General features: G+C 66.8%; 17 protein-coding genes and 1 pseudogene. 7 read left to right on the plus strand and 11 right to left on the minus strand.

Annotated elements, in window-relative coordinates; translation table 11 throughout:
- Positions 1-186 precede the first annotated feature (186 nt).
- The 10 genes from ACFO0G_RS04010 to ACFO0G_RS04055 form a co-directional block, all read right to left on the minus strand.
- A complete protein-coding gene (locus ACFO0G_RS04010; RefSeq protein ID WP_376976518.1) occupies positions 187-468 on the minus strand; it encodes a PqqD family protein in 282 nt (93 codons plus the stop codon).
- A gap of 9 nt (positions 469-477) precedes the next feature.
- Positions 478-1,044: a jacalin family lectin gene (locus ACFO0G_RS04015; protein WP_376976519.1), complete on the minus strand. Its 567-nt coding sequence runs from the start codon at positions 1,042-1,044 to the stop codon at positions 478-480.
- Between the two features lie 176 nt (positions 1,045-1,220).
- On the minus strand, positions 1,221-2,012 hold the full coding sequence (locus ACFO0G_RS04020) for an enoyl-CoA hydratase/isomerase family protein (protein WP_376976520.1): 792 nt from the start codon (positions 2,010-2,012) through the stop codon (positions 1,221-1,223).
- A gap of 25 nt (positions 2,013-2,037) precedes the next feature.
- Positions 2,038-3,264, minus strand: a complete 1,227-nt coding sequence (gene paaE, locus ACFO0G_RS04025; RefSeq protein ID WP_376976521.1) for a 1,2-phenylacetyl-CoA epoxidase subunit PaaE — start codon at positions 3,262-3,264, stop codon at positions 2,038-2,040.
- A 9-nt stretch (positions 3,265-3,273) separates the two neighbouring features.
- Positions 3,274-3,813 carry a 1,2-phenylacetyl-CoA epoxidase subunit PaaD gene (gene paaD, locus ACFO0G_RS04030; protein WP_376976663.1) on the minus strand — a complete coding sequence of 180 codons (540 nt, stop codon included), beginning with the start codon at positions 3,811-3,813 and terminating at the stop codon, positions 3,274-3,276.
- 11 nt (positions 3,814-3,824) lie between these two features.
- Complete coding sequence (gene paaC, locus ACFO0G_RS04035) at positions 3,825-4,751, minus strand: 1,2-phenylacetyl-CoA epoxidase subunit PaaC (RefSeq protein ID WP_376976522.1); 927 nt, start codon at positions 4,749-4,751, stop codon at positions 3,825-3,827.
- On the minus strand, positions 4,748-5,173 hold the full coding sequence (gene paaB, locus ACFO0G_RS04040) for a 1,2-phenylacetyl-CoA epoxidase subunit PaaB (protein WP_286398637.1): 426 nt from the start codon (positions 5,171-5,173) through the stop codon (positions 4,748-4,750). The genes paaC and paaB overlap by 4 nt, the downstream gene beginning before the upstream one ends.
- Entirely contained in the window at positions 5,170-6,165 is a 996-nt protein-coding gene (gene paaA / locus ACFO0G_RS04045) for a 1,2-phenylacetyl-CoA epoxidase subunit PaaA (protein WP_376976523.1), read from the minus strand. Before paaA ends, paaB begins: the two co-directional genes overlap by 4 nt.
- 564 nt (positions 6,166-6,729) lie before the next feature.
- Complete coding sequence (locus ACFO0G_RS04050) at positions 6,730-7,035, minus strand: hypothetical protein (protein WP_376976524.1); 306 nt, start codon at positions 7,033-7,035, stop codon at positions 6,730-6,732.
- 284 nt (positions 7,036-7,319) lie between these two features.
- Positions 7,320-7,556 carry a hypothetical protein gene (locus tag ACFO0G_RS04055; RefSeq protein ID WP_286398642.1) on the minus strand — a complete coding sequence of 79 codons (237 nt, stop codon included), beginning with the start codon at positions 7,554-7,556 and terminating at the stop codon, positions 7,320-7,322.
- A 389-nt stretch (positions 7,557-7,945) separates the two neighbouring features.
- On the opposite strand from ACFO0G_RS04055, the gene ACFO0G_RS04060 reads away from it, so the two are divergent.
- From ACFO0G_RS04060 to ACFO0G_RS04080, 5 genes and pseudogenes are all read left to right on the plus strand, one after another.
- Positions 7,946-8,707 carry a phosphatase PAP2 family protein gene (locus ACFO0G_RS04060; protein WP_376976525.1) on the plus strand — a complete coding sequence of 254 codons (762 nt, stop codon included), beginning with the start codon at positions 7,946-7,948 and terminating at the stop codon, positions 8,705-8,707.
- A gap of 8 nt (positions 8,708-8,715) precedes the next feature.
- Positions 8,716-9,408, plus strand: a complete 693-nt coding sequence (locus ACFO0G_RS04065) for a DedA family protein (RefSeq protein ID WP_376976526.1) — start codon at positions 8,716-8,718, stop codon at positions 9,406-9,408.
- A 5-nt stretch (positions 9,409-9,413) separates the two neighbouring features.
- A complete protein-coding gene (locus ACFO0G_RS04070; protein WP_376976527.1) occupies positions 9,414-10,097 on the plus strand; it encodes a response regulator transcription factor in 684 nt (227 codons plus the stop codon).
- Between the two features lie 236 nt (positions 10,098-10,333).
- Positions 10,334-10,819, plus strand: a pseudogene (locus ACFO0G_RS04075) (sensor histidine kinase); the annotation flags it as partial.
- Between the two features lie 74 nt (positions 10,820-10,893).
- A complete protein-coding gene (locus ACFO0G_RS04080; RefSeq protein ID WP_376976664.1) occupies positions 10,894-11,106 on the plus strand; it encodes an ATP-binding protein in 213 nt (70 codons plus the stop codon).
- Between the two features lie 192 nt (positions 11,107-11,298).
- Here the strand turns inward: ACFO0G_RS04080 and ACFO0G_RS04085 are convergent, their stop codons facing one another.
- On the minus strand, positions 11,299-12,306 hold the full coding sequence (locus ACFO0G_RS04085) for an MIP/aquaporin family protein (protein ID WP_376976528.1): 1,008 nt from the start codon (positions 12,304-12,306) through the stop codon (positions 11,299-11,301).
- A gap of 257 nt (positions 12,307-12,563) precedes the next feature.
- On the opposite strand from ACFO0G_RS04085, the gene ACFO0G_RS04090 reads away from it, so the two are divergent.
- The gene (locus ACFO0G_RS04090) at positions 12,564-12,947 is read left to right on the plus strand and encodes a hypothetical protein (RefSeq protein ID WP_376976529.1); all 384 of its coding nucleotides are present in this window, start codon (positions 12,564-12,566) and stop codon (positions 12,945-12,947) included.
- 307 nt (positions 12,948-13,254) lie between these two features.
- Complete coding sequence (locus tag ACFO0G_RS04095; RefSeq protein ID WP_376976530.1) at positions 13,255-14,229, plus strand: hypothetical protein; 975 nt, start codon at positions 13,255-13,257, stop codon at positions 14,227-14,229.
- Positions 14,230-14,256: the final 27 nt, after the last annotated feature.

The following is a 14,256-nucleotide window of genomic DNA, read 5'->3' on the forward strand; positions in this document are numbered from 1 at the left end:
CTGCTGGCGCAGCGAGCCCACGCCGAGCTCATGCTAATCCTCTGCTGCCGCGTGACCGCACTACCCCAACGGACCACAAACTGCTGCCCTAAGACATCGAGGCACAGTAGATCGCTGCCCCTTGCCAACTCCTCGAGTAGGCGCTGCTTCCAGGCCAGCCCTGCGCTTTCCGCTACCGTCATGCCGTTAGTGGGAGACGCCGCGGGCAGACTCGATCAGGCGCTGCGCTTCGAGGCCTGCCAGGAAGCCTTCCACCTGGGCCTGCATTTGTCCTGACTGATCCTCGAAGGTGGACTCAAGCTCAGCGAAGATGTCCTGCTCGCTGCGCTGTCCATCGATCAGGTCCCAGATCACGGCAGCAGTACCCTCAAGGACCACAGGCTGGGTTGCGTCGAGGTGCAACAGTGCGACGCGCGCCCGGGGTTTGGTGCACACTTCTGCGACAAGGCCGCCACGTTTCCAGACCATGGCGCAGTCCTAGTTCAGGGTCAGTTCTGTGGCCAGATCCAAGAGTCCGGTCGGCGACGAAAAGGAAACAGTTAGATTGAACTTCTTGCCGGCACCGGCAGTTTTGCTGCTACCCGTGTAGTAAAAGCCGAGGGAAAACTGTGCAGTTGCCCCATTCGCAACTCCTGCCTGGAGTTCGAAGTTTGCCGTGTATTTTCCTGGCGCCGTAGACGTCGCCGTGAGGGTTCCTCCGGAAAATGAATAGATCCCAACAGAAGGGTCGGCCGTGTTCGCGGAGGAGATGGAAATGGAGCCCTTAATGGCGCCTGAAGCCACGCCGCTTGAGTTCTTCAGATGGAAGCCCGTGGGACCAAGGCCTGAGCGGTATTGGCCAGAGTTGGTGGGCTTATCGAATTGCACGAAGTTCGCTGCTTGGAGGTTTGCGTAGTCAAGCAAAGCCTCATACTTGCCCGGCGAAGCCGAGGCAGGCGGGGCTGCCTCCGTGGTCAAAATGACAGGTACTGACCACGCGACACCCGCGGCGACCCGGCGCCGGCTTATGCCGCCCTTTTCTTCCTTACCGACTTCCTCGTTCAAAACCTCAGACAATTGTGCCCCCAGAGTAGGTTCCGGATGCGGCTGCCTATTTGAGACCGGCAGCGCGCATCGGCCGGTGCGCCCGGCTTCGCCTACTCTTACGAACGCAAATAAAGATTTCTGAAACGGCCTTGCAAGGTTGAATCAAGAATTCTGCAAGGCTTCATAAAGGCGAATTACACCAGCGGAATTCCCTTAAATTTCGGCTCGCGCTTCTCCTGGAATGCCCGGAACCCCTCAGCGTAGTCCTCGGTCTTGCAGAGGCGTGCCTGCTCCTCGTTCTCCGCCTGCATGGCCTGCCACAGGCCCAAACGCTGGTCGCGGATTTGCGCCACCAGCTCCTTCGACGCTACAAACGCACCGGTGGCACCGGCAGCAACCCGCGAGACAATCTCTCGAGTCGACTCCAGCAAAGAATCAGCAGGCATGGCACGGCTGAACATCCCCTGCGCCACGGCCTCGGCGCCCGAGATCAGGTCCGCCGTGTAGATCAGGTCCAGCGTCCGGTGCATGCCCAGCCGCTCGGTGAAGTACCAGTGCCCGCCCGAATCCAGCGTGGCCCCCAGCTTGGCGAACGGTGAACCGAACTTCGCGTTCTCCGCCACGTACACCACGTCCGTGGCCAGCAGCAGCCCCAGCCCCACACCCAGGCACGCGCCTTGGGCCGCAGCAAACGTCGGCGCCGGGAAAGCGGCCATCTTCTTCAGCAGCGGCTCCACCAGCCCGCCCAGGTACGCGGCGGCGTCATCGTTCTCCGGGGTGACCCCGGCGATGTCGCGGCCGGCGCAGAAGGCCCGGCCCTCTCCCCGCAGCAGCAGCGCCCGCACCTCACCGCGTGAGGCGGCGGCAGCAGCGTCGTCGTACGCCTGTGCCAAATCCCGCAGCGCCTGCTCATCCAGCGAGTTCAGCTTGTGCGGCGCGTCCAGCACGACCTCGGCGATGCCGTTGCTGATGGAAAGGGAAATCATTCAGGCTCCTTATTGAAGAAAAGACTTAGACGTCGAAGTCGACCGTGACTTCCTTGCTGGTGGGGTGGCTCTGGCAGGTCAGGACGTAGCCCTTGTCCAGCTCATCCTGCTCCAGCGCATAGTTCTCGTCCATGGCCACGCTGCCGGTCACCACCTTGGCCCGGCACGTGCCGCACACTCCCCCGGCGCACGCGAACGGCACGTCCGGGCGCACCCGCAGCGCCGCGTTCAGGATCGACTCGCGGGCGTGCGTGGGGCTGGCCACCTCGCCCTGCAGGCCGTCCAGCTTGAACGTGATCTTGTACGTCTCCTTGGACTCGTCCACGATCACGGGACGGCCGGCCTGCCCCTCCGGACGGTCCGGCTTGCCGGAGGTGAACAGCTCGAACCGGACGTGCTCCGGCTTCACCCCGCGCTCGGCCAGGGTGTCCCGGCACAGCTGCACCAGCTCGAACGGCCCGCACAGGAACCACTCGTCCACGTCGTCCGCGTGCAGGGCGGTGCCCAGCAGCTGCTGCAGCTTCTCGGCGTCGATCCGGCCGGACAGCAGCGGCGCGATCCGCTGCTCGCGGCTCAGCACGTGGTGGATGGCCAGCCGCTGCGGGTACTTGTCCTTCAGGTCCGCCAGCTCCTCCAGGAACATCACGTCCATGGCGGCCTTGTTGGCGTAGATCAGGTCAAACCGGGTGTCCGGGTTGGCGGCCAGCAGCGTCCGGGCGATGGCGATCACCGGGGTAATGCCGGACCCCGCCGCGATGGCCACGAAGTTCCCCGGCTCCCCCGCGAGCTCTTCAGGGTGGTTCATCGAATTCATGACGTTCTGCTCCACGGCCTGCCCGTCCCGGCCGTGCTTGGACACGAACGCGCCCATGGGGCTCATCACGTCAAGGGTGTCCCCCGCCTTCAGCTCGGCGTTGGCCCACGTGGAGAACAGGCCGCCCAGGTCCTTCTTGATGGCCACGCGGATCTCGCTGGTGCCGTCCGCGAAGCTGCGCGGCTCGGCGCAGATGGAGTAGCTGCGGCGGATTTCCTTCGGCTCGCCGGTCTCGTCCGGCAGCGTGGTGCGCAGGGCCACGTACTGGCCGGGCAGGTAGTCGAACTTGCCGGCGAGCTCTGCCGGCACGTGGAAGCTGACCTCGATGGCATCGTCGGTAAGCCGGCGCACCTCCTTCACCTCAAGGGTGTGGAAGGACGGACGACGGCGGCCGGTCGCCTCAGCCTCTTCGGCGGCGGTCTGGCGGACAACAGTCATGGTGGTTCCTTACAGGACTTTGAAGTAGTCGAACGGTTCCTTGCAGTCCTGGCAGACGTACAGCGCCTTGCAGGACGTGGAACCAAAGCGGGTGAGTTCCCTGGTGTTGAGGCTGTTGCACTGCGGGCACTTGACGGCCAGGCTCAGCCGGATGGGGCCGGAGTGGCCGCCGGCCCGGGAGTTGCCGCTGGGCGGGGCGATGCCGTACTCCTGCAGCTTGGCCTTGCCGGCCTCGGTCATCCAGTCCGTGGTCCACGCCGGGGCCAGGACCAGGTCCACCTGCACGTCCCTATAGCCTTCTTTTTCGAAGGCCTTGTAGAGGTCGTCGCGGATGGCGTCCATGGCCGGGCAGCCCGAGTACGTGGGGGTGATGGTCACCTTCACTTGTCCGGTCTCCGTCACCTGCACGTCCCGCAGGATCCCCAGGTCCGCGATGGTGAGGACGGGAATCTCCGGGTCCACCACGGTGGCCGCGATGTCCCAGGCGCGCTGGCCGCCCGACTGGTGTGCCGGCGTCGTACGCTTTGCCTCAAAGTCGCTGACGTAGATGTCCACGACGGTCACCAGCTTGCCCCGGGATGCTCGCGGGCCAGCACCTGCATCTCCGCGAGGATGTAGCCCAGGTATTCTGAGTGCCGGCCGTACCGTCCGCCGCCCGGGGCTGCGGGCACGTCCGGGACCTCCAGTTCAGCTTCGGTGAGGGCCTCGGCGATGAGGCGGTCAAAGTCTTCCCGCAGGCTGGAAGGCGCGACGGCGGCACCTGACTGGGCGAGCCTTTCGGTCAGGTCGTCGTCCTGGAACAGTTCGTTGACGTACGGCCACATGGTGCGGAGGCCGTGGATCATCCTGGTGCGCGATTCGTCCGTGCCGCCGGCCAGGCGCAGGATCCACTGCGCGCTGTGGTCCCGGTGGTAGTCCACTTCCTTCACGGCCTTGGCGGCGATGGCGGCCAGGGTGGCGTCCGTGGATTCGGTGAGGCGGCGGTACAGCTCGTACTGGTAGTAACTCACCACGAACTGGCGGGCGATGGTGGCCGCGAAGTCGCCGTTGGGCTGCTCGAACAGCTGGACGCTGCGGAACTCGTGTTCGCGGCGGAAGTAGGCCAGGTCATCCTCGGTCTTGGCCGTGCCGTCCTCACTGGGCATCCCGGCGCCGGCGTAGGTGAGGAAGCTGCGGGCGTGGCCCAGCTGGTCCAGGGCGATGTTGCCCAGGGCGATGTCCTCCTCCAGCTCCGGTGCGCGGGAGATCCAGTGGCCCAGGCGCTGGGCGAGGATGAGGGCGTCGTCGCCGAGCCTCAGTGCGTACTCCGCGACATCCTCGGTGGGCTTGGCGAGGCCGGTCTTGACCTCGAGGGCGATGTCCTCCGGGCGGAGGGCGTTGCCGGGCGTGATCCGGGTGGCAGAGGCGTTGGAGTCGCCGCCGGCCACACCCGTGGAGATGTCGCCGTGGCCAGTGGTCTCTGTTGCTTCGGGTGCTTGGGGGCTCACAGGTGCTTCACTCCCTCGCTCTTGGTGTAGTACGTGGCGTGCCGGTAGTCCTTGCCCTGCGGGGACTCGAAGAAGGAGCCCTTGGAGTCGGGGTCGCTGGCGGCGATGGCGTCTGCCGGGACAACCCAGATGGAGACGCCCTCGTTGCGGCGGGTGTAGAGGTCGCGGGCGTTGCGGAGGGCCATGGCGGCGTCCGGGGCGTGCAGGCTGCCGGCGTGGACGTGGCTCAGGCCGCGGCTGGAGCGGACGAAGACCTCCCAGAGGCCCCAGGTGGAGCGGTCGTGGTGATTGACTGCCGGAGCTGCCTGAACGGTAGGGGCCTTGGCTTCGGTGGGCTCAACCACCGGGCTTGCCTTGGGGGCCTCGCGGTTGATCTCGGTGGCCGAGCTGGCCGGGGTTTCGGGGTTGCCGTGCGGGCTCATGCTGCGTGTTCCTTCTGCATCTTTGCTGACTGTTTTGCTGCGTAAGCCGCGGCTGCTTCCCTGACCCAGGCGCCGTCGTCGTGCGCTGCCCTCCGGCGCTCAAGGCGCTGGGCGTTGCAGGGGCCGCGGCCGGCCAGGACTTCCTGGAACTCGTGCCAGTCCAGGGGGCCGTGCTCCCACTTCTTGGTGTCCTCGTTGAAGCGGACCTGGTCATCGGGGAGGGTGAGGCCCAGGACCCGGACCTGCTCCACCATCATTCCGACGAACCGGCTGCGGAGCTCGTCATTGCTGAACCGCTTGATGTTCCAGGCCATGGACTGCTTGGAGTTGGGGGAATCGTCATCCGGCGGGCCGAACATCATCAGGGCCGGCGCGTACCAGCGGTTCACGGCGTCCTGCGCCATCTGCTTCTGCGCTTCGGTTCCGTTGGAGAGCTCGAGGAGGATCTCGAAGCCCTGGCGCTGGTGGAAGGACTCTTCCTTGCAGATGCGGACCATGGCGCGGCCGTAGGGACCGTAGCTCGCCCGGCACAGCGGGACCTGGTTGCAGATGGCTGCGCCGTCCACCAGCCAGCCGATGGCGCCCATGTCCGCCCAGGTGAGGGCCGGGTAGTTGAAGATGCTGGAGTAGCGGGCCTTGCCGGCGATGAGGTCGTCCATCATCTTGTCCCTGGACTGGCCCAGGGTTTCGGCGGCGCTGTAGAGGTAGAGCCCGTGGCCGGCCTCGTCCTGGACCTTGGCCATGAGGATGGCCTTGCGCTTCAGGCTGGGGGCGCGGGTGATCCAGTTTGCCTCCGGCTGCATGCCGATGATTTCCGAGTGTGCGTGCTGGCTGACCTGGCGCAGCAGGGTCTTGCGGTAGGCGGCGGGCATCCAGTCGCGGGGCTCGATCCGCGAGTCCTCGGCGATGATCCGGTCGAAGTGGGCCTGCCCTGCCGCATCTTCTTCCGGGGTTAGCTCAGCCGGCACTGACTGCAAGTTCTGCGCTGCCATGGTTGCTCCTATGCAAAGACCTGATGGGCGGCTCGGAATTATTTACCGACCGTTCGTTCAGGATAAGTTGGCGCGCCGGAACTCGTCAAGCGTGCCGCCCCTTTCAACGCCCGCTCACGTTTGGCAACCTTTCCGCCAACGCGAGCTCACGTCTGGCAACCTTTCCGCCAACGCGAGCTCACGTCTGGCAACCTTTCCCCCAACGCCCGCTCACGTCCTGCGAAACGTGCCATCCGCCGACGTACGTTTCCTGACCCAGCTACAGCCCCTGCACTTTCGACGCGCATATCCATCTCCGCGGCGGATACTCTCCTGCGCACCCCAGATACGCGGTGCGAAAAGGAATCTCCGCAGCGCAAACGCGTGTGCGCGTCGCCAGCACGCCGGGGGCGGAAGGCGCGGGCCGCCGTCGGACGTTTGCTGATCCAACTGCAGCCCCTGCACTTTCGACGCGCATATCCATCTCCGCGGCGGATGCTCCCCTGCGCGTCCCAAATATGGGCTGCGAAAAGGAATCTGCGCAGCGAAAACGGGAGATGCCGTTTTGTCGTGCCGCTACAGGGGTTAGTTGGGCTCTTGGTTACCTGCCGCCGCCGGGCCCTCCCGTCCGCTGGCTGCAGGGCGCTTCCGGAGGTAGTCCCGCAGCAGGGGAAACTCGGTGTGGACGTGTGCATCGAGGTCGGCCGTGAACCGGGGCGTGAAATACAGCCGCAGGAGCGGGTCCAGAACCCTCCCGATCCGCTGCCAGCCAGCAGTGATGGCGTGCCGGATCATCACCCCGTCCGGCGTCGGGGACAGTACCAGGGACAGCCGCGCCGGGAGTGGAATGATTTTGCGGAGCCGCCAAACGATCCGTCGGCCGGGGTCCACCGCTTCCACGGTCCCCCGCAGGCGCAGGCGCCGCGGCCGATGAACTCGTCCATAAGAACCGTGTCCCCCACAGTCCCCGCGGACTGCCCCACCGGGTGCAACTGCAGGTGGGTGCCCGGCCACCACTCCTGGTACCGCTCATCGTTGCAGGACAACATGAAGTCAGTAACCTGCCGCCCCGTCAGCCCCGGCACCTCAACCTCCGATGCGATCACCAGCATCAGTCCACGCCTTGGGACGGTCCGTCAGTCGGGCGGGTTCCGGAAACTAGCCACGGCCAATACTCATTTCTTCCAGGCCCGCCCCGGGGTCTTGGACAATGTGGCGGCCACAGCCAGGGCACCGGCCACCTGCGCCACGCCAAGGATCCGTGTAAGGCCCGGGCGTTGCTTGAACCAGGCCATGAGCGGAGCCCAGGGCCCGAACTCCCACCGTGCGCAATGCTCCACCGGATACAGGGCGGTAAGCACGCCGTCCCCAATCTCCGCCATGACCAGCGACTCCACGACCCGAACGTCCATCAGAATTCCTCCCGCGCCTGGCCCGATCCCTGCTGATCGGACCCCCTGGAAACAGTGTGCGGCGCGCAGCCACGGCAGCTTAGGGCTGAAAGCCCCCAATCGGATCAGCTCCCAATGCACTCAGGACGCGGATAGTCGTGGCCGCGGCGGATGCTCCCCTGCGCGGCCCAAATATGGCGCGCGAAAAGGAATCTGCGCAGCGGAAACGGGCTTGCGCGTCGCCGGCACCCCGCCACCCCGGCACCCCGCGCGCGAAAGGCGCGGACCGCCGTCGTACGCCCTTGCCCCAGCCAGGAACCAGCACTTCTTAAGCCTTTCTTAAAGCCCCTGGAGGAGAGTGGAAGGACGGGCCGAACAGCGGCCTCACGCCACCCCACCCCAAGGAAGAAATGCACGGATCAGCCCACGACGACCGCCTAAACCAGCACACCACGCCCACGGCACCCCCGGCCGTCGGCACCCAGTTCCGGGCACTCCCCCAGCCCCGACACTGGCTGCCGGTGGGCATCGTGCTGTGCGCCGCCGTCGTGGTGCTGGGCCTTACCGTGCAACTGGTCCCCGGCGACACAACCGCAGAACTGGGTGTTGACCAAAACCTCAGCCTGCACCACGTTGCCGTGCTGACCGCGGTGGCAATGGGGATCAACCTGCTGTTCGGCCCGGTGGTGGGCCTGGCGCTCATCGTGGTGGCCGCCCTGGGCATCTGGCTGTTCCGGCGTGACCTGGTGACCGCCGTGGCGTTCGGGCTAACCGCATGCTCGGGCTGGGTGGCGAGCGAAGCCTTCAAGCTCCTATTCGCCCGGCAGCGGCCCAACGCCGCACTGCTGTTCGACCCCCTGGCACCTGAAACCGGATCCAACAGCTTCCCCAGCGGACACGTCAGCTTCGCCGTGGCCCTGGCCTTCGCGCTGTATTTCCTGGCCCGCCGGACCCGCTGGGCCAAGCCGGTTGCCGTGGCCGGCGCCGCCGTGGCACTGATCGTGGCCTGGTCCCGGCTGTACGTGGGGGTCCACTATCCCACCGACGTCGCGGCCTCCTTCTTTGCCGCCAGCGCCGCCGCCGTCCTGCTCGCCGGGCTCTGGAACCGCTTTGCCCCGGCCCTGGTGGAACGCGTTCCGGCCACGGTCCTCCGCCCCTTCAACCGGGCATAAGGAGCAACATGCACAGCGTCCTGATACCTCTGGCAGCGGCCGCGGGTTCTCCCTCCCTGCTGGATCCCGCCGGGCTGCTTGAGGGCTTTGGCCCGGCCGCACTGGGCGTCATCGCCGCGATGGTGTTCATCGAGTCCGGCGTGCTATTCCCCTTCCTGCCCGGCGATTCCCTCCTCTTCACCGCCGGGCTCCTGCACCAGCAGCTGAACCTGGCACTGCCCCTGTTGATCGGCGTGATCACCGCGGCCGCGATCGGCGGCGACCAGGTGGGGTACCTGCTGGGGCGCAAATTCGGCCGCCGCTGGTTCAAGGACGATGCCCGCATCCTCAAAACGGCGCACCTGACCGTTACGGAAGAGTTCTTCCGCCGCCATGGAGGCGCCGCCGTCGTACTGGCCCGTTTTGTGCCCATGGTGCGCACCTTCGCGCCGGTCACCGCCGGAATTGCCCGCTACGAATACAAGGCGTTCACCCTCTGGAACATGGCGGGTGCCCTGGCGTGGGCGACGTCGGTGACCCTCCTGGGCACGTGGCTGGGACACTACGCGATCATCGCCAACAACATCGACGTCATTGCCGTGGTGATGGTCCTGGTCTCCGTGGTGCCGTGGATCGCGGAGTACGTGAAGCGCCGGCGGAAGGCGAAGCTGGCGGCTGCGGACCCTGTTGACGACGGCGTTGAGGCGGCTGCGGAAGAATAGGCGGCATGACGACAGGTGAGGGTCCGGCCCTGCTGCTGGTGGAGGACGATCCCGTCCTGGGTCCGCTGATTGCCGAGCTGCTGGAGCCGGACTTCACGGTGCGGCTCGCGGCGAACGGGCAGGAGGGCCTGCACCTTGGGCTGACGCAGCCGTGGGACGCGATGGTGATAGACCGCGGCCTGCCCGTCATGGACGGCATCAGCGTCATCACGGCCCTGCGGGCCAAGGGCATCGGCACGCCCATCCTGATCCTCACCGCGCTGGGCGACACGGATGAAAAGGTCCGCGGCCTGGACGCGGGTGCCAACGATTACCTGACAAAACCGTTCGACGGCGGCGAGCTGGCTGCTCGCCTGCGCGCACTGACGCGCACGTACGGTCCGCCGGTGGGTCCGGCCGCTGGGCCGGTGAGCATTGGCAGCTGGGAATTCCATCCGGCGTCGCGCGCTGTCCGTTCCCTGTACGGCGATGTGGTGACCTTGACCGCGAAGGAGGCCGAGGTGCTGGCCGCGCTGGCGGCGGAACCGGATCGGGTGTTCACCAGGGATGAGCTGCTCGCCGCGCACTTCCAGGAGACGGACCAGCCCGGCGTCATCGACACCTATGTCCACCACCTGCGCCGCAAGATCGACAGGACCGTGATCCGCACCGTCCACGGCGTGGGCTACCAGATCGGTGAGCCGTCATGACTTCACCCCGTCCGCGCACCTCTGCTGCCGCTTCCGGCGACCCGGACCGGGAGGTCCTGCGCCGCGCGTCCCTGAAGGTAGCACTGCGGATCAGCGCCGGGGTTGCCGCGCTGGTGCTGATCCTCCTGGCCGCCGCCACCGCCTTCCTGATGTACAAGCTGGCGCATCCGGTCCAGCCTGCTTCCGAACCTGGAAGGCCGTACACGTACCTCGACTCCGGGGACCTGATCGAGGGGATGATCCTGGCCGGCCTGGCGGGCATCGTGCTGGCCGGGGTGGTGGGATGGTTGAGCGCGCGCAGCGCCATCCGGCCGCTGGGCGAGGCGCTGGCCCGGCAGCGGCGGTTCGTCCAGGATGCCAGCCACGAACTGCGCACCCCCCTGGCCATCCTGGACACCCGCATCCAGCTGGCGCAGCGGAAAGCCGAACCCGGGTCCGAGCCTGCGCTCGCTCTGGCGAAAATCCGGGAGGACACGTCCACGCTGACCGGGATCGTGAACGAGCTGCTCCTGGCCGCGACCGGTTCCGCTTCCGGGCCGGAGCTTGCGCCTGTGGACGTTGCTTTGGCGGCCGAGTCCGTTGCGGGGAGCCTTCAGGACCTCGCCCGGCAACAGGGCGTCAAGTTAACGTTCGACGGCGGCGGGCCGGCTTTGGTGCGGATCGATCCCAGTTCATTCCGGCGCGCTGTGCTGGCCCTGGCCGACAACGCGCTGGCGCATACCCCGGCCGGCGGGAGCATCAGCATCTCCGCCTTTGTTGAGGGTTCCCGGGCGCTGGTCCGTGTGGCCGACTCGGGATCCGGGATCAGCGGTGTGGACCCGGACCGGATTTTCGACCGCTTTGTCCGCGCCTCCGCGCCTCCGCGCCTGGGGCTTCTACGGGGCGGCGGAGCTTCGGGATCGGGCTGGCCCTGGTCCGCGAGATTGCCTCCGCGGCCGGCGGCACCGTGAAGGTGGCCCGCACCGGCCCGGACGGGACCACGATGGAACTGGCCCTGCCTTTGGCCTGATCCCTGTTGGCATGGCCCGCGCTTTTCCGTTCTCGACGCGGACATGCGCTTTCGACGCGGGTGTTCCCTTTCGCGGCCCATATACGGGTCGCGAAAGGGAATATGCGCATCGGTGGGGAACATGCGTGTCGCCAGCGCGGGCACTCAGGAGGCGCCGCCGTCGTGCTTTCCCTGCCTGTGGCTGGCTGCGCTTCAGGCGGCCCTTCGCTTCGGGGTGGTCCGGGTCTCCGGCACGGAAGTGGCAGCCTCGGTGGCGGGAGGCGTTTCGCCGCCGGCGCGGCCCGGAGGCGTGGATTCCTGCGTCCGTGCGCGGGCGTCGAGGACGTCGCCGATGAACCAGTCGTAGATCAGCACGCCGATCACGCCGCCGACCACCGGGCCGACGATGGGCACCCAGAAGTACCAACTGAACGCCCCGTCCACTGTGCCAGGCAGCGCCGTTTGGCCCCATCCGGCCATCCATGCGAAGAGGCGCGGGCCGAAATCACGGGCGGGGTTGATGGCGTAGCCGGCGTTGGCGCCGAGGGAGATGCCGATGGCGGCCACCGCGAGCCCGATCATGAACGGGCCCAGGTTGGCCTGGACGGCCGTGTTGCGCATGTCGATGATGGCCACGACGAACATCACCAGGAACGCCGTGCCCACGATCTGGTCAACCAGTGGTCCGACGGCGTTTCCGTTGAAGTAGGGCGCCGGGAACGTGGCGAAGATGGAGTAGGTGGCCAGGCCCTTCGCATCGCCCCGGCCCGTGCCCACGGCTTTGTTATAGGCGTCGATGGCGTTGTAGTACAGCAGGTACACCAGCGCCGCGCCGGCGAAAGCCCCCACCACCTGGGCCACGATGTACGGGCCCACTTTGCGCCAAGGGAACTTGCGGCGGACCGCAAAGGCAATCGTCACGGCCGGGTTGATGTGGGCGCCGCTGACGCCGCCGGCCACGTACACGGCCAGCGCCACGGCCAGGGCCCATCCCCAGGCAATGAGCAACCAGTCGCCCGCGGCCATGAAGATGGTGGTGGATGTTTGGGCACGGCCCGATCCGGGCAACGCGGCGACCGCCATGGCCACCACGCCGTCGCCGAACGCGATCAGCACGAACGTGCCCAGGAACTCCGCAAGCAGCTCGCCCCAGGTTCCACCCAATCGCTTGAGCCCGCTGCCATTGCGGACCGCATTTCTCAGTGGAGTGACATCACTCATCGCAGTACCTTCTTTGCGATTTTCTTGGTTTATTGGCCTCACCTCAGGACCAATTGACAACGCGAGTACTTTTATGCTACGCCGAAAGTGTCCCTGGGCAACAGACCGACGGCCCACTCCGCCGGGCGGCACTTCTGACGCCAGCCATGCCGCCCTCCTTCGAGCAGTGGCGGGCTGGATTCCGCCAGGGAAGAGACACCCGGACAGGACCAGGTTGCCGTCACAGGGACGTGGAGTTCGTTCGGAAAGGCAAGACCATGAACGACAACAGCAGCATCGAAAACACCCCCACTCCGGACGAGACGCCCGAGGAACGGGAGCTGCGCGGACGGTACGTCAAGGGCGACTTTGGCAAGGCCGGTGCGCAGCGCGGCCGCCATGCGGAGGATGAAGAAGGCCAGTACGTCGAAGGGGACTACGGCGGGGCGGGCGCTGAAGGCGGACTCCCCGAACCCCTGGGCGACAGGACAGTGGGGGCCGGCCGCTACGTGAAGGCCGACTACGGCGAGGCCGGGCCGGTCCCCGGACGGTCCGCGGCATCCGAAACCGGCCGGTACCCCAAAGGGGACTACGGGAAGGGCGGCAGCGTGGACCCCACGCGCAAGCCGGGTGATGAACCGGACGCACGTGCGGAGCGGTAGCCCCCGACCTGGCCAAAGCGGCCTGCCCGCCTCCACAAGGCGGCAGGCCGGTTTGGTGCGTACCGGCGTCGTACTTTTCTGCCTGAAGCTGGCGCTGCGGGCTGCGTTTCTCGACGCGCGTGTGCTTTTTCGACGCGGAGGCTACTTAACGCGGCCCACATATGGGGTGCGAAGAGGAACGTGCGCAGCGGAAACAGGGATGCGCGTCGCCACGTGGCGGAGGCTCTTGGCACCCGCGCGCCGGCGCTTTTCCACATAGCCGCAGACTTCGCTTCCGGGCAGGGTTCCCACCGGGCACTTTAGATGCATGACCGACCTCCCGCCGTTCCTGCTGTCCCGGGACCGCATCCTCCACGGGCTCAGCGCCAACGATCTGGCCAAGCGCGTCCGGTCCGGTGCCCTGGTGCGGGTCCGGCACGGCGTGTATGTCGACGGGCCCACGTGGCGGGCCATGAAGCCCTGGCAGCAGTACCGCGTCCGGGTGCAGGCCGCCGGTGAAACCTTTGAGAAGCCCACAATTTTCGCCCGGCACTCCTCGGCGAGCGTATGGGACATCCCGATCATCGGGCAGAACCACCCCGTGCAGGCCCTCACGTTGAAGAACGACGGCGGGAGGTCACGTGCCGGAGTCAGCCGCCACTTCGCTGCCCGGGCAGGCCTGAGGGTGGTCAAGCTGGAGGGGCTCCTGGTCACCGACCGCGTCCGGACCGTCCTGGACCTGGCGGCCTTCAACCCCTTCGCCGAAGCCATCGCACCGCTGGATCATGTGCTGCGGCCGGACCCGGCCCGTCAATTGCCTGCCCTGACCAAGGCCGAACTGGAGGCGGGCATCAGTCAGATCTATTCCAGGGCAGCGGCGCGCAGGATCCGCGCCGCTATCGCCTTTGCCGATCCCGCATCTGCTTCAGCGGGCGAGTCCTGGAGCCGCGCCCTGATCCACGTGGCCGGCTTCGAACCCCCGGTCCTCCAGCAGCGCTTCACGGACGCCGCCGGACTGGTGGGGTACTCGGATTTCTTCTGGAAGGACTCGGGGATCGTCGGTGAGTTCGACGGCGAGGAGAAGTACGTCAAACCCGAGTTCCTCAAAGGCAGGACCACATCCGAGGCGGTCCTGGCTGAGAAGAATCGCGAAAACCGGCTCCGGTCTTTGGGATTCCGCGTCGAGCGGTGGGATTGGGCGGACCTCGCTGCGGCCGGAACGCTGGAACGGAAGCTTGCGGCGGCAGGTGTGGCCCGGCGTCGTACGCGTTCCGCTGTTTTCGACGCGCAAAACCTCCCGTGACACGCCCCCTCCACGGCGCGGCACTTA

This window comes from Arthrobacter sedimenti (genome assembly GCF_042652025.1).
In the GTDB taxonomy this organism is placed as follows: domain Bacteria; phylum Actinomycetota; class Actinomycetes; order Actinomycetales; family Micrococcaceae; genus Arthrobacter; species Arthrobacter sedimenti.